Annotated in this window: 19 protein-coding genes and 1 pseudogene; 7 read left to right on the forward strand and 13 right to left on the reverse strand. The window is 50.0% G+C overall.

All coding sequences use genetic code 11. The annotated features are described in order from the left end of the window. The first annotated feature begins 39 nt into the window (after nucleotides 1–39). Together ilvD and ilvA are read left to right on the forward strand one after the other, a co-directional pair. Nucleotides 40–1,890 carry a dihydroxy-acid dehydratase gene (gene ilvD, locus ACKPVM_RS07495; RefSeq protein WP_409308271.1) on the forward strand — a complete coding sequence of 617 codons (1,851 nt, stop codon included), beginning with the start codon at nucleotides 40–42 and terminating at the stop codon, nucleotides 1,888–1,890. 5 nt (nucleotides 1,891–1,895) lie between these two features. Continuing rightward, nucleotides 1,896–3,440 (forward strand): threonine ammonia-lyase, biosynthetic, encoded by a 1,545-nt coding sequence (gene ilvA / locus ACKPVM_RS07500; protein WP_409308273.1) that lies wholly within the window; start codon nucleotides 1,896–1,898, stop codon nucleotides 3,438–3,440. Between the two features lie 159 nt (nucleotides 3,441–3,599). On the opposite strand, the gene ACKPVM_RS07505 is transcribed toward ilvA, so the two are convergent. Then, the gene (locus ACKPVM_RS07505; RefSeq protein WP_409308275.1) at nucleotides 3,600–4,496 is read right to left on the reverse strand and encodes a hypothetical protein; all 897 of its coding nucleotides are present in this window, start codon (nucleotides 4,494–4,496) and stop codon (nucleotides 3,600–3,602) included. Between the two features lie 428 nt (nucleotides 4,497–4,924). Between ACKPVM_RS07505 and ACKPVM_RS07510 the strand changes: the two genes are divergently transcribed. Further along, nucleotides 4,925–5,668, forward strand: a complete 744-nt coding sequence (locus ACKPVM_RS07510) for a DUF2461 domain-containing protein (protein WP_409308647.1) — start codon at nucleotides 4,925–4,927, stop codon at nucleotides 5,666–5,668. Between the two features lie 117 nt (nucleotides 5,669–5,785). Then, entirely contained in the window at nucleotides 5,786–6,361 is a 576-nt protein-coding gene (locus ACKPVM_RS07515; RefSeq protein ID WP_409308277.1) for a YrbL family protein, read from the forward strand. A gap of 119 nt (nucleotides 6,362–6,480) precedes the next feature. Here ACKPVM_RS07515 and ilvY read toward each other — a convergent pair whose 3' ends face one another. Further along, nucleotides 6,481–7,371 (reverse strand): HTH-type transcriptional activator IlvY, encoded by an 891-nt coding sequence (gene ilvY, locus ACKPVM_RS07520; RefSeq protein WP_409308279.1) that lies wholly within the window; start codon nucleotides 7,369–7,371, stop codon nucleotides 6,481–6,483. Between the two features lie 166 nt (nucleotides 7,372–7,537). Between ilvY and ilvC the strand changes: the two genes are divergently transcribed. Continuing rightward, the gene (gene ilvC / locus ACKPVM_RS07525; protein WP_409308281.1) at nucleotides 7,538–9,016 is read left to right on the forward strand and encodes a ketol-acid reductoisomerase; all 1,479 of its coding nucleotides are present in this window, start codon (nucleotides 7,538–7,540) and stop codon (nucleotides 9,014–9,016) included. A gap of 103 nt (nucleotides 9,017–9,119) precedes the next feature. Here ilvC and ACKPVM_RS07530 read toward each other — a convergent pair whose 3' ends face one another. From ACKPVM_RS07530 to putP, 10 genes are all read right to left on the reverse strand, one after another. Beyond that, nucleotides 9,120–11,021: a BglG family transcription antiterminator gene (locus ACKPVM_RS07530; protein WP_409308283.1), complete on the reverse strand. Its 1,902-nt coding sequence runs from the start codon at nucleotides 11,019–11,021 to the stop codon at nucleotides 9,120–9,122. 58 nt (nucleotides 11,022–11,079) lie between these two features. Next, nucleotides 11,080–11,820 (reverse strand): 2-dehydro-3-deoxy-phosphogluconate aldolase, encoded by a 741-nt coding sequence (gene dagF, locus ACKPVM_RS07535; protein ID WP_409308284.1) that lies wholly within the window; start codon nucleotides 11,818–11,820, stop codon nucleotides 11,080–11,082. Beyond that, the gene (locus ACKPVM_RS07540) at nucleotides 11,817–12,935 is read right to left on the reverse strand and encodes a DgaE family pyridoxal phosphate-dependent ammonia lyase (RefSeq protein WP_409308285.1); all 1,119 of its coding nucleotides are present in this window, start codon (nucleotides 12,933–12,935) and stop codon (nucleotides 11,817–11,819) included. Before ACKPVM_RS07540 ends, dagF begins: the two co-directional genes overlap by 4 nt. Continuing rightward, nucleotides 12,919–14,052, reverse strand: a complete 1,134-nt coding sequence (locus ACKPVM_RS07545) for an amidohydrolase/deacetylase family metallohydrolase (protein WP_409308287.1) — start codon at nucleotides 14,050–14,052, stop codon at nucleotides 12,919–12,921. Before ACKPVM_RS07545 ends, ACKPVM_RS07540 begins: the two co-directional genes overlap by 17 nt. Nucleotides 14,053–14,093: 41 nt before the next feature. Then, nucleotides 14,094–14,738, reverse strand: a complete 645-nt coding sequence (locus ACKPVM_RS07550; protein WP_409308648.1) for a DUF4310 family protein — start codon at nucleotides 14,736–14,738, stop codon at nucleotides 14,094–14,096. Between the two features lie 12 nt (nucleotides 14,739–14,750). After that, a complete protein-coding gene (locus ACKPVM_RS07555) occupies nucleotides 14,751–15,527 on the reverse strand; it encodes a DUF4311 domain-containing protein (protein WP_409308289.1) in 777 nt (258 codons plus the stop codon). A 55-nt stretch (nucleotides 15,528–15,582) separates the two neighbouring features. After that, a complete protein-coding gene (locus tag ACKPVM_RS07560; RefSeq protein WP_409308291.1) occupies nucleotides 15,583–15,882 on the reverse strand; it encodes a DUF4312 family protein in 300 nt (99 codons plus the stop codon). Nucleotides 15,883–15,884: 2 nt separating this feature from the next. Next, on the reverse strand, nucleotides 15,885–16,247 hold the full coding sequence (locus ACKPVM_RS07565) for an SFCGS family glycine-rich protein (RefSeq protein WP_409308293.1): 363 nt from the start codon (nucleotides 16,245–16,247) through the stop codon (nucleotides 15,885–15,887). A 16-nt stretch (nucleotides 16,248–16,263) separates the two neighbouring features. After that, entirely contained in the window at nucleotides 16,264–16,605 is a 342-nt protein-coding gene (locus ACKPVM_RS07570; RefSeq protein WP_409308295.1) for a glycine dehydrogenase, read from the reverse strand. Nucleotides 16,606–16,838: 233 nt separating this feature from the next. Further along, entirely contained in the window at nucleotides 16,839–18,323 is a 1,485-nt protein-coding gene (gene putP, locus ACKPVM_RS07575) for a sodium/proline symporter PutP (RefSeq protein WP_409308297.1), read from the reverse strand. A gap of 203 nt (nucleotides 18,324–18,526) precedes the next feature. On the opposite strand from putP, the pseudogene ACKPVM_RS07580 reads away from it, so the two are divergent. Beyond that, a pseudogene (locus ACKPVM_RS07580) lies at nucleotides 18,527–18,744 on the forward strand (hypothetical protein); the annotation flags it as partial. A 130-nt stretch (nucleotides 18,745–18,874) separates the two neighbouring features. Here ACKPVM_RS07580 and ppiC read toward each other — a convergent pair. Next, nucleotides 18,875–19,156, reverse strand: a complete 282-nt coding sequence (ppiC, locus tag ACKPVM_RS07585; RefSeq protein ID WP_409308298.1) for a peptidylprolyl isomerase PpiC — start codon at nucleotides 19,154–19,156, stop codon at nucleotides 18,875–18,877. Between the two features lie 217 nt (nucleotides 19,157–19,373). Between ppiC and rep the strand changes: the two genes are divergently transcribed. Beyond that, the gene (gene rep / locus ACKPVM_RS07590; protein WP_409308649.1) at nucleotides 19,374–21,395 is read left to right on the forward strand and encodes a DNA helicase Rep; all 2,022 of its coding nucleotides are present in this window, start codon (nucleotides 19,374–19,376) and stop codon (nucleotides 21,393–21,395) included. Nucleotides 21,396–21,414 lie beyond the last annotated feature (19 nt).

A 21,414-nucleotide genomic window follows, 5' to 3' on the forward strand; every position in this document is an offset into this window, starting at 1 on the left:
CGCTGTCGTCCATTACGTTATTATTGGAGTAATAAGAGCATGCCTAAGTACCGTTCAGCCACAACCACGCACGGCCGTAATATGGCCGGGGCCAGAGCTTTGTGGCGCGCCACCGGAATGACTGACGACGATTTTGGTAAACCCATTATTGCGGTCGTTAACTCATTCACCCAATTTGTTCCCGGTCACGTTCACCTGCGTGATTTGGGAAAACTTGTTGCCGAGCAAATTGAAGCGTCCGGCGGCGTTGCAAAAGAATTTAATACGATAGCCGTTGATGACGGCATTGCCATGGGGCATGGCGGCATGCTCTATTCTCTGCCTTCTCGTGAACTGATTGCCGATTCAGTGGAATATATGGTGAATGCCCACTGTGCTGATGCCATGGTGTGTATCTCCAACTGCGACAAAATCACCCCGGGAATGTTGATGGCATCATTGCGCCTGAATATCCCTGTCATTTTTGTCTCCGGCGGGCCGATGGAAGCGGGTAAAACCAAGCTTTCCAATCAACTCATTAAACTGGATTTGATCGATGCGATGATTCAGGGGGCAAACCCCAATGTCAGCGATGCCGATAGTGAACAAATTGAGCGTTCTGCCTGCCCAACCTGTGGCTCATGCTCGGGGATGTTCACGGCAAACTCAATGAACTGTCTGACCGAAGCGTTAGGGCTTTCTCAGCCGGGTAATGGTTCTCTTTTGGCGACACACGCCGATCGTAAAGAATTATTCCTGAATGCGGGGTCACGCATTGTTGGTTTGGCTAAGCGTTATTACGAACAGGATGACGCAAGCGTATTGCCGCGTAGCATTGCCAATAAAGCGGCATTTGAGAACGCCATGACGTTGGATATCGCGATGGGTGGGTCCACCAATACGGTATTGCATTTACTGGCGGCGGCGCAGGAAGGCGATATCGATTTCACGATGGCAGATATCGACCGTTTGTCACGCCAGGTTCCTCACCTGTGTAAAGTCGCACCGAGTACGCAGAAATATCATATGGAAGATGTACACCGTGCGGGTGGGGTCATCGGTATTCTGGGTGAGCTGGATCGTGCGGGATTATTGAATCGCGATGTGAATAATGTGTTGGGTAAGACTCTGTCACAGACACTGGAAACGTATGACGTAACGGTGACACATGATGACAGCGTGAAGAAGATGTATTCCGCTGGCCCTGCGGGTATTCGCACGACGAAAGCATTTTCTCAGGATTGCCGCTGGGATTCTTTGGATGTAGACCGTCAGGAAGGGTGTATTCGTTCTCGTGAGTACGCATACAGTCAGGATGGCGGGTTGGCTGTTCTGTACGGCAACATTGCCGAAGATGGGTGTATCGTCAAGACGGCTGGTGTTGATAAAGGTAGCCTGATTTTCCGTGGTCCAGCGAAAGTGTACGAAAGCCAGGATGATGCTGTTGAAGCCATTCTTGGTGGCAAAGTGGTCGCTGGCGACGTCGTGGTGATTCGTTATGAAGGGCCGAAAGGCGGGCCGGGAATGCAGGAAATGCTGTATCCCACCACCTATCTCAAATCGATGGGGCTGGGTAAAAGTTGTGCGCTGATTACCGATGGTCGTTTCTCTGGAGGAACGTCCGGTCTATCGATTGGGCATGCTTCACCGGAAGCAGCGAATGGTGGGACGATTGGTCTGGTTCAGGATGGTGACATGATTGCCATTGATATCCCAAGCCGTAGCATCGTGCTGGAAGTGGCGGAAAATGAATTAGCCAACCGCCGTGACACTGAACTGGCGCGAGGCGACGCCGCCTGGACACCGCACGATCGCGATCGTCAGGTTTCGTTTGCGCTACGCGCTTATGCCAGTTTGGCAACCAGCGCGGATAAAGGGGCGGTGCGCGATAAGAGCAAGCTGGGAGGCTAATGCTAATGGCGGTATCACAACCACTTCCTTCCGCGCCGGGGGGCGCGGAATACCTTCGGGCGATCCTGCGTTCACCGGTGTATGAAGTCACTCAAGTCACCCCGCTGGAGAAAATGGACAAGCTTTCTTCACGGTTGAGTAATGTCATTTTGGTTAAGCGTGAAGATCGACATGCCGTACACAGCTTCAAGCTGCGTGGCGCGTATGCCATGATGGCCGGGCTGAGTGATGAGCAGAAAGCACATGGCGTAGTGACTGCCTCAGCAGGCAATCATGCGCAAGGTGTGGCGTTGTCTTCCAGTAAGCTTGGCATCAAATCGCTGATTGTCATGCCGGTGGCAACTGCCGATATTAAAGTTGACGCCGTGCGGGGATTTGGTGGCGAAGTGTTGCTGTACGGTGCCAACTTTGATGAGGCAAAGGCCAAAGCGATTGAGCTGTCACAGCAACAGCATATGACGTTCCTGCCGCCGTTCGATCATCCGGCGGTGATCGCCGGTCAGGGAACGCTGGCGTTGGAATTGTTGCAGCAAGACGCGCATCTGGACCGGGTGTTTGTGCCCGTCGGTGGCGGTGGGTTAGCCGCCGGCGTCGCGGTGTTGATCAAGCAACTGATGCCGCAGATCCAGGTCATTGGCGTAGAAGCCGAGGATTCTGCCTGCCTGCGGGCGGCGTTGGATGCGGGTCACCCGGTCGATCTTCCTCGCGTGGGGTTATTTGCCGAAGGCGTCGCGGTTAAGCGTATTGGTGATGAAACGTTCCGGTTGTGTCAGGAATATTTGGACGATGTCATCACGGTTGATAGCGATGCGATTTGCGCAGCGGTGAAGGATCTGTTTGAAGATGTTCGAGCGATAGCAGAGCCTTCTGGTGCGCTGGCGTTAGCGGGGATGAAAAAGTACATTCAACAGCACCAGATTCAAGGTGAACGCCTGGCGCATATCTTGTCTGGCGCTAACGTGAACTTCCACGGTCTGCGTTATGTCTCCGAACGTTGTGAACTCGGTGAGCAGCGCGAAGCCCTGTTGGCGGTGACGATCCCAGAGAAAAAGGGAAGTTTCCTTAAGTTCTGCCAATTACTAGGTGGTCGTTCAGTCACGGAATTTAACTATCGCTATGCGGATGCCAAGAATGCTTGCATTTTTGTCGGTGTGCGTCTGACGCGAGGCTACGTTGAGCGTGAGGAAATTATCGCAGAGCTGTCTGCTGATGGTTATGAAGTGGTGGATTTGTCCGATGATGAAATGGCGAAGTTGCATGTTCGCTATATGGTCGGTGGACGCCCTTCTAAACCGTTACAGGAGCGTCTCTATAGCTTTGAGTTTCCAGAGTCACCAGGGGCGTTGCTGAAATTCCTCAACACGTTGGGTACGCATTGGAATATCTCGTTGTTCCATTATCGCAGTCACGGTACGGATTTTGGTCGTGTATTAGCGGCGTTCGAACTGGATGAGCAAGATCCCGAGTTTGAGCAGCATCTACAGGCTTTGGGCTATGAATGTCATGATGAAACGCACAACCCGGCTTTCCGTTTCTTTTTGGCGGGGTAGGTCATGTTGTCAAATATAGGTTATTTGGCGAAAGCATAGCCTGCGGCGTGAGATTGGCATTATTGACAATCTCACGCTGGATTCGCTGAGATGATATTGCGTATCAAAAGTAAAAAAGGCCATTTTGCAATGGCCTTTTTTGTCAATATTTACGCTCAGTTATTTAGCCCAAATACCATAGCTGACTAAAACGCCCGCTTGGCGAGAAAAATCGTTGTATTTTTCTCTCTGTTCTAAGGTGTTATTAGAGCGATCGCTGTTCACTGATGCTTTTATCAAATCGGACTGAATATCACTATATTGTTTGTACAACTCTTTATGGATGCCAACATCGTTGGTTTCCTTTAACTGTTTTAATAAGCTTACCAGCTTTTCTGCCTGCGTTTGGATTTTGGGATCAAGCCCGTTTGTGGTAGGGATATCATAGCTAAAAGCCATGTTGATCGAATCTTTGTTTTCACCATCAGGGGAATTAACGGCAAGGTTTTCACCGTACTGATCGGCAATGTATTTAATCAGCTCTGGTTTATCAAAACATTTAGATAGGATATTGCCGTTTGATTTTTTGTCACGGGTAGTAATTGATTCAGGGAAAGGTTCCCCCAGTCCATAGCTGCATTTAAACATATTTGCATCAATGACAGAGGCGTTTGCACTTCTGGCGCTCATCTCTAATTGATGGCCATTAATCGTGATTTCATAAGTAGCCGGTTTGAAACTTTTTTCCTTTCCTTCAACCGCATAAACTTCTGATAATGTGTAATAAACGTGGTTTTCCGGATTAATGATCCCGCCATTATTATTATCAAAAACCATGAATGAAAAGGTATCACCTTTACTGTTTTCTAACTTGTGCTCACCTGGTGAAAGTTTGAGGGTATCCTTATGGCCTGGCAATACATCATAACTTTTCCCATCAACCTTGAATGTCATATTATTGGTGGTAGGGTTACTGTAAGAAAATACGCCTTTCTGGCTTGTTGGATCTAAATCATCACAGGCAGAAACAGAAAGTGCAGCGAGACAGATTAACCCAAGTTTGAATGTTGCCTTCATTATACCACTACCTCATTAGGGATCGTTTATACCCGTCATACTTCAAGTTGCCTGCGGCGTTGGCGTCGCTCATTACTCGGTTCATCCATGAGCCTCGCCCCACTATTGTCATGCAATTCGAATTATTTAGGGGATAGGTTAATAATTACTAAATTTAATCGGCGCAATATTAACATATTGACAACGGTAGCATGTTCTAAATTAAGTCAAATATTATGGTTATTTGTCTATTACTTCTCAATGCAAAATAACTCTACTTGTCATACTTCGAGCTGTATGTGCGTTGGCTGTGTTCGTTATTTGGCCTTCTATGGATCTTGCCTTATTGGCATTGCTAAACCGCATTCAAATAGGTTCCCTGTGGTATTTCCCCCATGGGAGCGTTATCTTTAATACCATTATTTAGACAGCATGGATGACAGAGCGTGATGGCATCGTATTTCAATGGTTTTTCTCAGCAAGGGTTGACGTTCCTGCTGCAAGTCCGCCAAAACAATGACAAAGAATGGTTTGATGAGCATCGTATCGTTTACGACGAACAACTCGTTGCTCCATTCCGGGCATTGGTTGATGAACTCAGCCTGACCATGTTACAGATCGACGATCATTTTGAGACGCGACCCGCTATTGGTAAAACGCTATCCCGTATTCACCGTGATACGCGTTTCTCGCATGATAAGTCTCGCTATCGCAGCCACATGTGGCTGACGTTCAAGCGAACCCGGAAAGACTGGACGGATGCACCGGTCTATTTTTTTGAAATTACGCCCGATTTTTGGCGTTACGGTTTGGGTTACTACAGCGCGACACGGCAGACGATGGACTTATTCCGACAGACCTTGAGCGGCAACCCACAGGGATTTCTTGATGTTGCAGGATGTCTGAAGGATACCTTTACGCTGGAAGGGGAAAGTTACAAGCGGCCATTGGTGAAGGATCAGGCACCGGAACTGGCCGATTGGTACAATCGCAAATCTTTCGCGGCAATCTGTACCCGTAATGATATGGAAGCGCTATTCTCCGGCGATTTGGTGAAGACGCTCGCTCAGGGTTTTACCCAGCTTGAACCGCTTTATCACTATTTGATGAAAATCGAAACGATGAAGAAAGCGGCTCAGGAAACGGAATCTGTTACGAAACCATTCCCCATGGATAAATGGTTTGAGCGGTAGTGTGGCAATAGTGTCGTAATAGAGTAAATAGAGCATCAACGAGATGCATTTATCGCTGCCCTTGACGTTGGATAGAGGTACTGTCTCTTCTATTTAATCAGTCATGGATGAGATTGAATGTGTGCGTTTATAACATTAGCCGATGAACATTTTCTGGCAAAAGGAAATGATAGGCTTGTTTATCAATATCCCGATGATGATGCTCTAATCATTAAGGTCGTGATCCCAAGTATTCCAAAATACCGCAGTAAAGTACGCGAAATGCGGCTGGAAATTAAGGCATGCACGGCTAAATCGTTAGAGGATCAAAAATATATTCAGACTATCAAAGGGTATGTCGAAACTAATCTGGGGCTAGGTGAGATCGTTCGCAAAGAAACAGACCAGAATGGCGACATTGCGCCGACGTTGTATGATCTTGCGTTAGCGGGTGAGTTGAATAAAGAAAAACTGGATCAGCTTAATGTGCTGTTATCTTGGTTTATGACGACCAACGTTATTATTAATTCTCTTCACTGTAAGAATATTGTTTACACTTTTAGTGATGGGAAATACAGATTTAAAATCATCGATGGTTTTGGTGATAAAACCTTTTTTCAGATGAGTAAATTTTCTCGCTATATCTTGGCCCGTAGCAAAACAAAATGCCTGACGCGTTTATTTCGTCAACTGGTTGAGCTTTCTGAGCGATAGATGTAGTCACACCAGTCATGCGAGGAATGAGGTCATTCGGTTAAAAATAGGGAACTATTACTGGAGCCAGCCTACGCTGGCTAATCGCGCTGCAATTTATCTGTCGAGGTTCGCTGTACTCATGATTTATCCGCAAGCGTTTTCCAGAACGCGGCGATAAGCGGCTCACTGAGCCGTTTTTTCTGTACACACACGCCGAGCTCAAATGGCTCCATCGCCTGTTCGGCAAACACAGAAACACGATTGCGCACGGGTTCAGGGCTATTTTCCAATACCACATCCGGAATGAGTGCAATACCGCAACCCAGCGCGACCATCGATACCATTGCCTCATGTCCAGATACCGTGGCATAAATTTGCGGGTTAGTAATGTGATGGCGGCGAAACCAGACGTCAATGCGTTTACGCACTGGCCCATGCTCCGGCAGGATAAAGGGGATCTGTGCCCAATCAGGAGAGGACACTTTCATCTGAGACTGCACCGGACACGGTAGCGCAGGGATAATCAGTACCAGTGGAATTTTACCGATAGGCATAAAATCCACGCTGGTGGGCAATGTCTCCGGGTGTCCAGCGATGCCCAGATCTGCATCGTTTGACTGTACTTTTTCCACGGCGTCAGCGGCATCACCGGTGGTTAACTTGATTTCCACCAGCGGATGCTCGGCCCGAAAGCGATCGAGAATCGGGGGCAGGTGGCTATATACTGCTGTTACCGAACAGAAAATACGTAACTCCCCGCTCAGTGACGGCCCGCGTTGACCAATGGCGTGTCGGAGTTGCTGATATTGCAACAGCGTTTGCTGGGCAAACTGCTTGAGGTGTTCCCCCGCGTCGGTGAGTTGCACGGTCCGGTTATCACGTTGAAACAGCGTTTGCCCGAGATCGTCTTCCAGTCTCTGGATTTGTCGTGACAGTGTTGACGGACTGATGTGCATCGCTTTGGCAGTACGACCAAAGTGCCGACTGTCTGCCAAATGCAGGAATAATTTAAGATCACGTAAATCCATGCGATGCGAGCCTCGTTTTTACCTTGCAGATCTTGCAATATGACGTTGTTAATATATCAATTTAAGCAACGCATTTCCTGTCATATGATGGGGTCATAGTGAATTCCCATCTGACGGGAATCCTTTTCTGAATAACTGACAAACAAAACCGTATACGGAGCATGACATGGCTAACTATTTCAACACATTGAACCTGCGTCAGCAGCTGGCGCAATTAGGCAAGTGTCGTTTTATGGGACGTGATGAATTCGCCGATGAAGCGAGCTACCTGAAAGGGAAAAAAGTGGTGATCGTCGGCTGTGGTGCTCAGGGTCTGAATCAGGGTCTGAACATGCGTGACTCCGGTCTGGATATCGCCTATGCGCTGCGCGCTGAAGCGATTGCGGAAAAACGGGCATCATGGCGTAAAGCGACGGAAAACGGTTTTACGGTGGGCACCTATGAAGAGCTGATCCCGCAGGCGGATTTGGTGGTTAACCTGACGCCAGACAAACAGCACTCTGCTGTGGTTCAGGCGGTTCAGCCGTTGATGAAACAAGGGTCTGCCCTGGGTTATTCTCACGGTTTTAATATTGTTGAAGTTGGTGAGCAGGTTCGTAAAGACATCACCGTTGTGATGGTGGCACCGAAGTGTCCGGGTACGGAAGTGCGTGAAGAATACAAGCGCGGTTTTGGTGTTCCGACACTGATTGCCGTTCATCCGGAAAACGATCCAAAAGGCGAAGGGATGGCGATTGCTAAAGCCTGGGCTGCGGCGACTGGTGGTCATCGTGCGGGCGTACTGCAATCCTCTTTCGTTGCGGAAGTGAAATCTGACCTGATGGGTGAGCAGACCATTCTGTGTGGTATGTTGCAGGCGGGATCTTTGCTGAGCTTTGATAAACTGGTGGCGGACGGTACCGATCCGGCCTACGCAGAAAAATTGATTCAGTTCGGCTGGGAGACCATCACCGAAGCGTTGAAACAAGGTGGTATCACGCTGATGATGGATAGATTGTCCAATCCAGCGAAGCTGCGTGCTTACGCGCTGTCTGAGCAACTGAAAGGCATCATGGCGCCGCTGTTCCAGAAACATATGGATGACATCATCTCTGGCGAATTCTCCAGTGGTATGATGGCTGACTGGGCGAACGATGACGTAAAACTGCTGACTTGGCGTGAAGAGACCGGTAAGACGGCATTCGAAAACGCACCGCAGTTCGACGGTAAGATTTCTGAACAGGAATATTTTGATCACGGCGTGCTGATGATTGCCATGGTGAAAGCCGGTGTTGAATTGGCGTTTGAAACGATGGTTAGCGCGGGGATTATCGAAGAATCCGCTTACTATGAATCCTTGCATGAGCTGCCGCTGATTGCGAATACCATTGCACGTAAGCGTCTGTATGAAATGAACGTAGTGATTTCTGATACGGCAGAATACGGTAACTATCTGTTTGCTAATGCAGCCGTACCGTTGCTGAAAGAGAAATTCATGGCGTCCCTGCAACCAGGCGATCTGGGTAAAACGGTTGCCGCGACGGATGTTGACAACGCGCAATTGCGTGATGTTAACGAAGCGATCCGTAACCACCCCATTGAGGCCGTAGGTCGTAAACTGCGTGGCTACATGACGGATATGAAACGTATCGCCGTTGCGGGTTAATCCCTCTTCTGGTTCTTACTAAGAAGGCACAGCATTAGGCTGTGCTTTTTTTGTTGGTGTGCGTGTAGTTTACAGGCAGGTTATATCGGTTGGACGGTATCGGTTAAAATCGGCTGACGCAGCGTATCGCCACGGACTTGAATTCCGCAAAATCCCGGCTATCACGCAGTTGTGGTGTGGCTCGTTCGCGTAGAAACGTGACAAAGAGATCGTAAATCGCCATGGCTTCCTCATATTCATTTTTACTGATAGCGAGCAGAAAAATGACATATGCCGTTTCATCACCCCACTGAATTCCCTGTGGAGCCAATACGGTATAAACCACCGTTTCCCGCGCCAGTAATCCTAATGAGTGGGGGAGTGCAATACCTTCGCCGAGCATAGTACTGACGATGGATTCGCGTTCGACAACGGAGGGAAAGAAATCGGCATCGACATAGCCTTCTTTTTTCAACTGATGGCACAGTTGTTCGAAGAGTGCTTGCTGACTCATCGGCTGATTGATAATGCGAAAATGATCGGCGTCGAAATACTTTTCCAAAATCCATGGTCGTGTTCTATCGACCAGTACCAGTTTGCCAATTTGTTCCAACTGGTAGTCGGTGGGAAATGGCGTCATGATCACCACGGGTTTATCTTTTTCCGTCACACGAACGGTGGCGATCACGAAATCTTCATCGATGGCGCTACTGAGTTCGTAATCACGTAGCGTCATGGTACGCGTAACTTCAACTTGCGGATATTTACGCAATAATAGCGCTTCGATCATTCTTACCGTGGAGTTACCGGTGTCGCAGACTAGCAGTACGCGAGGTTGTCGCTGATAACCAATATTGTAATGGCGTTCCAGACCCACCCCGATATGCAGTACCAGAAAGCCAATTTCGTTCTCACTGATGGTATAAGGCGAATATTTTCCCCAACTCGATACGGAAGCCAGCGTCATGTCCCAGGCCATGGGATAATGTTGCTTGATGTTATCCAGTAACGGATTGGGGATATTAATTTGATAACGCACGCGAGTGATCATGGTTTTAATGTGTGTCAGCAAATCGGCATGCAATTGCTCATCGTTAACCATATTGTAGTTATAGTGGGTATTGATATAGCTCAACAGGTAATTGACCAGCGCTTCGTCATCGTCAGCGCTGATCGTACTGGGGGCGATGTCCTGGATCTGGCGTGAAGCAATATGGATTTTTAGCCAGTTTTCCTCGGCGGTTGAGAGCATTTTGCCCGACAGCTGTTGTAGTGTCCCCGTGATGTGCTGCGCCGCGTGTTGCACATTGTCATCCACCTCGTCGGCGGTAAATTCTGGTAAGGGGTAACCCTCGCCTATTCGTCGTAAGGCAACCGCGCAGTAGAGCCGTAGGAAGCGTTCACTTTCATCGGTCAGGCGAATGCGGTAGCGACTAAAGCAATCATGGAGGATATCCGTTAGGTGAGACAGTACACCGGGCGTGAGCGCTTCCTCGGTGATATCGCTATCCTGCGGGGGAAGGCTCCACAGCAGATCGGTGAGACAAGTGCGGATCGCCATTTCATCGCCAAACAGCTTCATGCCGTGACGTGGGCGCGTTTGAATGGTCAAATTATAGCGTTCTAGCCATTCGCGCACGCTTGCCATATCGCCTTGTAGCGTAGCTCGACTGACAAACCACGCTTCGGCCAGATCTTCCAGTTTTAAGGAAAATGCAGAGGTCAGAAAGCGTACCATCAGAAAGTGAATACGTGCCTGTGAAGAGCGTGGAATACGTCGTGGCGGCGAATGGGTTTCCTGTAGCGCCTGATAACGTGTCGGATCGTCAATTTTTAACTGATAACCACTACCACGGCTGAGTACAAGCTGAGCGCCGTGGCATGCCAGTAACGCGTTAAGCGCGGTAATATCGGCGCGAACCGTCCGTGTGGAGACCGATAAGCGCTGCGCCAGTTCATCCTGAGGCAGCGTCTCGTTTTGCAACATATCAAACAACCGCGTTAAACGCTGATTGGGAAATTGCACTCGGTTCTCCTTTTCTCTTGCTGACGACGCAACCCGCCGTTTCACAATTCTCGCCGTTTCACAATACTCGCTGCTTCACAATGGCAAGCAGGGTGCTAACGTCGTCTGGTCGGGTATCGCCACTGGCTTTATCAATAATTGAACTATAAATGTGGGGGATAATTTTGCTTACTCCTGCATCCAGCGCAATTTGTAGAATATCGCCAATGTTGTCCAAATCGATACCTCCTGTGGGTTCCAGCCAAAAGTCATGCTGTGCACAGGCATCGGCTACTGCCCGATATTCATCGCGACACTGTAATCCGCCCATCGGAAAATATTTAATTGAGCTGCCGCCCATGTCCTTCAATAAGGCGATCGCGGTATCAATCGGCACAATGCCCTCTGTCGCCTGGCTGCTCAGCGGGCCGGTTGAGATTTTTACCCAGCCGGGTTTGCCCGTTGGTGAAACCAGACCGTTGACGACCGTATCATATTGGCCGAGTCGTGCACGGCTGGTTGCGACCCCGGTGAACACCTGATTGACGTGCTGTGGTTGTACGTCGTGAGCAATATCGCTCACCATCGCCGATTGATTGGGATCGCCTGCGCCTAGCCCGATGGACAGCGCGTTATCAATCAGTTTGGCATATTCACGCATATCGGCGACCGCACTGGCGACGTCAGGGTAATTTTTAGAGAGTACACCAACCAGTACATGGCCCTCGGCGGCGTCATAAATAGCTCGGGCGTTTGCTTTTGAGCCTGCCAGTACATTCAGACAGACGCGATCGTGATAAAAATTTGGGGACAACTTCATGCCTTTTCCTCCTGATTCAGCACATTGCGAATGCTGTGGTACACAATGTCCAGTTGTTCAGCCGTAACGCTGCGCACGTCGGCCTCGATAATGCCTTCATTGGCTTTGTAGCCACGGAAATAAATGGCGTATTGACCTTGTTTTAAGGCATTGACGACATCGCCAGTGGCAATGCCGGTGATCGCTTCGTCAAATTTGATTTCGCTGCGGGCGATATCGCGCCCGGCACTGTCCCATACTACGCGGGCGGACACGCCATTAAGCGTGTTGAGCTGGTTGATGAAAGGCGTCATCTTTTCCACCATCTGTGCGCCACTTTCTTTTTGAGCGGTAAGATAATGTTCAATAGCGCAGGTCAGACCCAAAATGCCTTCTTTGCCGATCTTCATGGCTCGCCCGATCCCGTTAGACTGGCGTTTAACCCACTCTACATAGCGTTTTTTACCGATGACCAGTCCGCTGGTGGGGCCTTCGATGGCTTTCGCGCCGCTGTAGATGACCAGATCTGCGCCCGCTTGATAATAACGGCATAAGTCTTCTTCAGCTGCGGCGTCCACGATCAGTGGCAGGTGATATTCATGTGCGACAGCGGCGGCTTGTTCCACGCTGAGCATGCTTTTCTGTACGCAGTGATGTGACTTGATATAGAGAATGGCGGCCGTTTTTTCGGTGATGGCGGCGGCAAGTTGCTGTGGGGAACATTCATTGGCATAGCCTGCTTCCACTACTTTGCCGCCACCGAGCGCGACCATTGTGCCGACCGGTGCGCCAAAGTTGACGTTATGGCCTTTTGGCAACAGGATCTCGTTGTTTTCAATGGGGGTAACGTGCAGATTCTCTAGCATCCAGTCACTGTCTTTCACCAGAACGGCGGCTACCGATTGTGCGATACCTGCGGAAGCGCAGGATACTACCGTTGCAGCTTCCACATTTAATCGCTGCGCAAGGTAATCGCCAGTTTTATTTACCAACTCTTTCATTTCAAAGTAATGATTCATGCCAATGCTGACGGCTTCCACCACCTCTGGACGTGGGGTGGATACGCCCAGTATCGTCATGCGCCCAGAGGCATTAATAACCGGTTTTAAATGATATTTTTCATAAATCGAAGGCATGTAAAACACTCCCGTGTTGGGTCAGAAACGCCTTTCCTGCCCGAATGGCAGCCAGCGGAACCAAAATTTGCTCTGTCTGGAGCAGGTCGTTGTCACTATCGGTAAACACCGTTGGTTCACGCTTCAGGTCAAAAACCGTCAGGTCGGCGTCGAGTCCTACGACCAATCGCCCTTTATGCGTCAGACGTAATCCATCCGCCGCGTGGCTCGTCACACAGTTAATGACCTGCTGGAGCGACATACCGATAGCGAGAAATTTGGACATCACCTGAGCCAGGCTGTGTACTGGCCCGTTGATGCGGTTGCGGCAGTAGATGTCCGAGCTGATGGTGTGCGGAAGAATCCCCTGACTTATCGCTTGCTTAGCCACCTCAAAGCTAAAGCTGGCGGAACCGTGCCCGACATCCAGTCTGACGCCGCGAGCAAGCGCGTGTGACATGGAAGCACGTAATTGCCCGGTTGGCGTCAGAATACGGTTCGGTTTGCCGTTATAGCAGTGGGTAATGATGTCGCCGGATGTGAGTAATGCCGCGATTTCGTCCAGATTCGGCGGCGTGTTGCCGATATGCACCATCAACGGCAGATCGCCATTTTCCTGTTGGATGGCCTTGGCGCGCTGTAATGGCGTGATGCCATTATCACCCACCACACTGCTACTCATGCGCGCTTTGATACCCACGATAAAACGTGGGTGGCGTGTGATGGCATCGTGGATAGCCGTGCTGTCAATCTGTGCCAGATCGGACAGTTCATTTTGGGCAATCAGGCCAATGCGGGAAATATTCAGCAAGGCATAAACGTCAGTGGCAGCTTGACGTGTCAGGCGATAAAAATCGTCGATATCGTCTGCGCCGGTACTGCCTGCGTCGATGACGGTGGTGACGCCAGTGGCGATCCCCACGCTATCCGGTTCATCATGATAAATAGGGGATGCTGGGTAACAATGCACATGGGAGTCAATCCAGCCTGCGCTGACATAGTGCTCTCCGCGGAGATCGTATGTCTTGTGTGCAACTTCGCTGACCTCTCCCAAGGCAGCGATACGCCCGTCCTTAATCGCGATATCAATCAGCGTATCATCGGCCTGCCGCGCACGGCGCAGGAGTAAATCAAACATGTCAGTCTCCTGTTATAACGGGCGTATCGACGCCCGTAAAATTAGCTGATAGCCACCGGGAAAAATGAGCCAAACAGCATTGCGCCGAGGATCGCGCCACCGGTGATCGGTTTCTGCCACAGGTAGAAAAGCAGGGCACCAAGCAGAGAGCCGACCCCGATCGGGATGGAGGCCGTCATGGCGCTGAGAATGATCAACGGGCCGAGGAATCGACCGGATGCATTACCGGCCCCCATCATCACGTCCGCACCGTAGGTAGAGTCACTCTGGTTGATGGTGAATTTTCGCGCCAGAATGATGACGTAACCGATAGCCAGACCAATCACCAAACCGGTAATGAGCGATGCGATAAAATTGGCCACCGGAAACACGAAACCTGCGCCGAGCAGCAAGGCAGGAACACCCAGCCCCACCCCCGTCTGGATGGCGCCGCCGATATCCAGAATCCCTACCAGAGAGCCTTCAATGATACGGGCGAACAGAAAACTCGCGCCAAACGCGGCTACCGCGCCATAAACGCCGGTATCCATTCCCGCACGTAGCATGGAGACAAATGCGACTTCGTTGAACGCGCCAATACCGTAGAGGTAGTACATGTGCGTACCGGCGAAGACGCCAGAGGATAGTAGGCCGACAAAAATTGGAAATGACCAATCGGCATACCAAAAACCTTTATTCTCGTTCATCATTGGCCCCTGTTATTTTCCGCTCATTGCGTTATGAATACTTGCCAGCCAATCTGGTACCGTCAGGTGGAAGGATTCGATCATCTTCATATCAAAACCGCGGAAGAAGGCACTCAGGACGAACAGCGCGACAATAGCGACCATCATGACTTTGGTTACGCGGTTCCAGCCGCTCTCTTCCACGCCTTTACCGATCAGAATACCGAGCACCAATCCTGGTACGGCGTTGCCCATAATGAGCTGAGCTGCGCCGCCAAATACGGTTGCCCAGAAACCTGATTTTTTACCTGCATCAATGGCTGCCAGCCAGAAAATGACCGGCATGACGATGTTGACCAGTAAATTGGCAGCGGGAACCAGCACTTTCACCGCAGTGACCTGCAAGGCTGCGGGTACGGAAGAGGCCGTCAGATTGAGGAAGGTCACGACAATCATGCCGATGATGCCGCAGGCAATCGCCATTTTTTTCGGATCGTGCAGCGTTTCCCCTACGTTACGGTTTTTCACCATTAAAGCGGCAGCCCCCCAGTTGGGGATGATGCGATGGTCAACGTCCTGCGTGAAAGCCCCTGCCGCCACGGATGACGCCCAGGCATTGAAGAAAAACCCAAGTCCGAAGGAGAAGTGGGAGGCGGGATCGCCCTCACAGGAATTGAGTTCACCCAGAGTACGAAATGCGCCCATTCCCTGAGTGGTGGGTGCGTGGAACATACGTGCAGCCCCAGCGCCGACACCCACGCCGACCAGTGCGCCGATGACGAGCGATTTTATTAATATGATTAAAAACATCAGCCAGTCCTTTCATGTTGAACCATTCATTTCGATCTGTTCATTAGCGGAACCGTCAGGTTTGTGTGACGAAATCCACGTTATCGAGATTAATGGCGGTTACGTTGACGGTAACATCCAGTTCTACGCTGAATGAACGTCGTTCTCGGCGCAGAAAGAAAAACAAAAACGCTTCTTTACGCACCGTTTCACGCGCATAAACAACCTGCACATCCTGTGGCTCAATACGCAGTAAAATATGGGGAGATGATTTCATCACGGCGGCTTGCACATGGTTCAACGCATCGGCAAAGACGCCCGCCTTGCTGCTCCCCTTACCTTGAACTCTTACCGTGGTGGTAAATTGCGTTTTCATGGTCAGACACCGTATTTTTTCTTCCAGGCTTCGACCAGTCGTTCACCCAGTTCTTCTTTATCCATAAAGCCAAAACCCAGCACGTTGCAGCCGTCATTAATCGCGGTGACGCCTTCTTCAATTGAACGCATGCCGTATCTGGCTTTGTAGCCGTGTTTATTCTGTGCGGTAATGGCACCTGCTCCTCCGCTACCGCAAAAGGAGATACCAAAAGTGGCATTTTCCGCTTTCATCACATCGCCGAGTTTCATGTCTGCGGCCATACCCGGTACGACAACTGAGCGTCCCCCTGCTTTTTCGACGCCCGCCGCGACTTTCTGACCTTTTCCCAAACGATCGCCAATGACTACGATAATTTTCTCCATCACTCACTCCTCACGGTTAAAGGTTCTCTTTTGCTACTTCGAAGTGGACCGACAGCAGCCAGGCCTCTTCGTCGGGCAGATTGCCAAATTCCCTTACGACTTCACGCGCCAGACGCATTGAGTCGGCCGATATCTCTTCGAACAAACTTTCCTCTACATCCGGCAGTGGTTCACCGGTTACTGAGCGGTGCGCCATGGCGCGTACATGGGAAACCAACATCTGTTGCTGTACTGCGTTTGGGACGATGTTGTGGCGGTTGAGTAATTCGCCGATCCATACCAGCATGCGATCGGCAAGTGGTTCACTGTGCTTTGCTTCACGACTCCCGGTTTCGTTCATTACCGCTCCGTTATTCACATGTCGTATTTGATTAAAGGGGTTGAATGCACAGTACCTGTAGGGAAGAAAGGTTTGTAGCGAGTTGTTTTCCACTTCAAAGTGGAAATTGAGAAGGCTGTAGTGATTAAGATCACATCATTTTGATGTTTGTACGGTAGTCGTGTTAAGCGTGATAAGAGCCAGAGGAAAAAGCTGGGAGGATAATCAAGAAGGTAACCAATGGCAGGCGCAGCTTGCTGCGCCTGATGAGATTAAACGGTTTTGAATTCGGTTTCCGCTTTATTAAAACGTTCTATGACCGCGTTTGATGGCGCACGATCGAGCAAACTCACGATAAAAATCGTCAGGCTACCAAACAGGAAACCTGGGATGATTTCATATAAATTCAGCCATGCGTATTGTTTCCAGACGATGACGGTAATCGCCCCCACCAACATGCCCAGCAGCGCACCATTACGTGTCATTCTCGGCCAGAGCAGGGAAATAAGGATGACCGGACCAAACGCAGCGCCAAAGCCTGCCCAAGCATAGCTTACCAGCCCCAGTACACGGTTTTCCGGGTTTGCAGCCAGTACGACAGCAATGAGCGCCACTAGCAGCACCATTCCCCGACCGACCCATACCAGTTCTTTTTGCGTGGCGCTTTTACGTAGAAAGGGGCGATAGAGGTCTTCGGTGATCGCGCTGGAACACACCAGTAATTGGCAGCTTAGGGTACTCATCACCGCAGCCAAAATCGCTGATAGCAGAACGCCAGCAATCCACGGATTGAACAGCAGCATGGAGAGTTCAATAAACACTCGTTCACTGTTTTGTGAGACGCTGCCAGCTTGTTCTGGATGATTAGTAAAATAGGCGATACCAAAGAAACCGACCATTACCGCACCAACCAGACACAGGATCATCCAGGTCATGCTGATACGGCGTGCGCTACGGATCGTATGGTGAGAGTCTGCCGCCATAAAGCGCGCCAGAATATGCGGCTGCCCGAAATAACCCAGTCCCCAGCCCATCAGCGAAATAATCGCGATGACATTCATCCCTTTAAACATATCCAGATTGGCCGGATTTTTCGCCTCAATCACCAGCAAGGAGGTGTCAATGCCGCCCAGCGACAGGATCACCATCACTGGCGTCAAAATCAGAGCAAAAATCATCAGGGTGGCTTGTACGGTATCAGTCCAGCTTACGGCTAAAAATCCGCCAATAAACGTATAGGCGATGGTCGCGGCAGCGCCTGCCCATAATGCTGAACCGTAGCTCATATTGAAGGTGCTTTCGAACAGACGAGCACCGGCTACGACGCCAGACGCACAGTAAATCGTGAAAAATATTAGAATAATCAGTGCAGAAATGACGCGCAGTAACTTATTGGTGTCTTCAAAACGGTGAGTAAAGTAGTCGGGTAAGGTGAGCGCATTATGGTTGACTTCGGTATGGACACGCAGACGGCCTGCCACGAGTTTCCAGTTTAAATAGGCACCTAGCGTTAGCCCAATAGCGATCCAGCTTTCAGAAACACCGGAAATAAAAACGGCCCCCGGCAGCCCCATCAGGAGCCAACCACTCATATCCGATGCGCCCGCGGAGAGTGCGGTAACCACGCTTCCCATCCTGCGCCCACCCAGAATGTAATCACCAAAGTTATTGGTGGCGCGATAGGCAAATAGGCCAATGAGTACCATCCCGAAAATATATACCAGAAACGTCACCAGCGTAGGTGTGTTTATTGTCATTCAACTCTCCGCTTTCATTATTATTCGCCCACCCTTGCCGGTGGCGATAGGTCTTTGTCTTTACCCTGCTGGCCGGAACGAAGCACTGCAGTAGGCATTATCGATGGCTATAGCGCCGTCTGTGAACCGCGTTGCACAATGTGGCAACCCGACGGATATTGCTCGTTCACCCGAGTGTCCTTTTTAATGGCAGGATGTCGTGCATGGGCTCTACCACGATGGGGTAAAACTCGACGCGGCAATGCGTGACCGTCTTAAGGATGTGGCACAACGAATCGATCGTACGTCGCGCTGGTTTATCAAACAGGCTATTTTCAGCTACCTCGAACGCCTCGAAAATGACATGAACGCGCCTGAAATATTGCAATTGACGGTATCGGGTCAAATTGAAGCGGAGGAGATTATGCCGCAATCTCGGGAAGGTGTCGCGTTGATGTGTCCGGCTGTACCAATATCGCCCACTGGGAACAAGCGCTTAGCCGACAGATTATCGGGAATGAGGCGCTTTTTTATCAACGGCCTCATTCCCGACAAGATGAATCGTTGGGGGACTAGTTGCGATATAACACTTTAATCAAATGGTAGCCGAACTGGGTTTTCACCGGTCCAAACGGCTTCAGTAATTCGCAAGAAAATACCGCTTTATCAAAGGCCGGAACCATGTCGCCTTTGCGGAATTCACCGAGATCACCGCCGTTACGTTTCGATGGGCAGGTCGAATATTGTTGTGCCAGTTTCTGAAAGTCAGCCCCTTGTTCCAACTGTGCCAGAATGTCGTTGGCCTGTTGTTCGGTATCGACCAGAATGTGTAGTGCTGCTGCGGTATTTGCCATATTGTTACCTTTGATTTAAGCGAGAGATTCTTGCGCGCAATGTAACATTTGCGACGCAATATGTGGATCATTCCTGAATAGCGGACGCATATTTAATGCTCCTTTTCTCTTGCATCCTCGCGTTTGTGGCGGGACTCGTCAGGGGATAATCCTCACTCAAGATCGACCCTGCTTTCTGCTACAATTCCTTTCCGTTTAATGAGTGAGCAAAAGAGTGATGCGTTTAAATCCCAGCCAACAGCACGCCGTCGAATTTGTTACTGGTCCTTGTCTGGTTCTGGCGGGCGCCGGTTCGGGTAAAACACGTGTGATTACCAATAAAATTGCTCATTTAATCCGCCAGTGCGGTTATCAGGCCCGGCATATCGCGGCGGTTACCTTCACCAACAAAGCGGCACGTGAAATGAAGGAACGTGTCGCGCAGACGCTGGGCCGTAAAGAAACGCGTGGGCTGGTGATCGCAACCTTTCACACGTTGGGGCTGGAAATCATCAAACGTGAATATGCGGCTCTGGGAATGAAAGCGAATTTTTCCCTGTTTGACGATCAAGATCAGATGGCGTTATTGAAGGAATTGACAGAGCAATGGCTGGAAAATGATAAAACGCTGTTGCAGCAATTAACGTCAATGATCTCAAATTGGAAAAACGATCTTGTCGATCCGTCCGGTGCGGCAGCGATGGCGCGTTCTGAGCGCGATAAGTTGTTCGCTCACTGTTATTCGCTCTATCACGACCATCTGCGCGCCTGTAACGTGCTGGATTTTGACGATCTGATTTTGTTACCCACCTTGTTGCTCAAACGTAATGATGACGTGCGAGAGCGTTGGCAAAACCGTTTGCGCTATTTGCTGGTGGATGAGTATCAGGACACCAATACCAGCCAGTATGAACTGGTGAAATTACTGGTAGGCAGCCGGGCCCGATTTACCGTCGTGGGCGATGACGATCAGTCTATTTACTCCTGGCGTGGTGCGCGTCCACAAAATCTGGTCCTGCTAAAACAGGATTTTCCTGCGCTCGAAGTGATCAAGCTAGAGCAAAATTACCGTTCTTCCGGTCGTATTCTGAAAGCGGCTAATATTTTGATTGCCAACAATCCCCATGTGTTTGAGAAACGTCTGTTTTCCGAACTTGGCTACGGCGATGAGCTGAAAGTGATAACGGCGAATAATGAGGATCATGAAGCTGAGCGTGTGGTGGGGGAGCTGATTGCACATCACTTTATTAAGAAGACGCAGTATGGCGACTACGCCATTTTGTATCGCGGTAATCACCAGTCACGACTGTTTGAAAAAATGCTGATGCAAAACCGGATTCCTTATCGGATTTCTGGCGGTACGTCATTTTTTTCTCGTCCCGAGATCAAGGATTTACTGGCCTATCTGAGGGTGTTAACGAATCCAGACGATGATAGCGCCTTCTTACGTATCGTTAATACACCGAGGCGTGAGATTGGCCCCGCGACATTGAAGAAGCTAGGTGAATGGGCTAACCAACGTAACAAAAGCCTGTTTAATGCCAGTTTCGATTTGGGACTGACACAATCGCTAACCGGACGTGGATTGGAATCACTGCAACGGTTTACCCAGTGGCTGGCGGATATTGCGCGTCGGGCCGAGCGGGAGCCGGTCATTGCCGTCCGCGATCTCATTCATGGGCTGGATTATGAAAGTTGGTTGTATGAAACGTCGCCCAGCCCTAAAGCCGCAGAAATGAGGATGAAAAACGTTAATCAGCTTTTTAGCTGGATGACCGAAATGCTGGAAGGGTCGGATCTGGATGAGCCCATGACATTGACACAGGTTGTGACCCGTTTCACCTTACGGGACATGATGGAACGTGGAGAAAGTGAGGAAGAGCTGGACCAGGTGCAGTTAATGACGTTGCATGCTTCTAAAGGATTGGAGTTTCCCTATGTTTTCCTGGTCGGAATGGAGGAAGGGCTGCTGCCGCATCAAAGTAGTATCGATGAAGACAATGTTGATGAAGAACGCCGTCTGGCCTATGTCGGTATTACGCGTGCGCAGCGGGAACTGATCTTCACTCTATGCAAGGAACGGCGTCAGTATGGTGAGCTTGTCCGTCCGGAGCCCAGTCGTTTTTTACTTGAGTTACCACAGGATGATTTGTTGTGGGAGACGGAACGAAAGGTAGTGACGGCCCAGGAGCGGATGCAAAAAGGGCAAAGTCATCTGGCGAGTATTCGTGCACAGTTGGCGAAAGCCAAAGGGGAATAGCGTCGTTGCTATTTCCTTC

It is taken from the genome of Pectobacterium hainanensis (genome assembly GCF_046237015.1).
Taxonomy (GTDB): domain Bacteria; phylum Pseudomonadota; class Gammaproteobacteria; order Enterobacterales; family Enterobacteriaceae; genus JBJYIN01.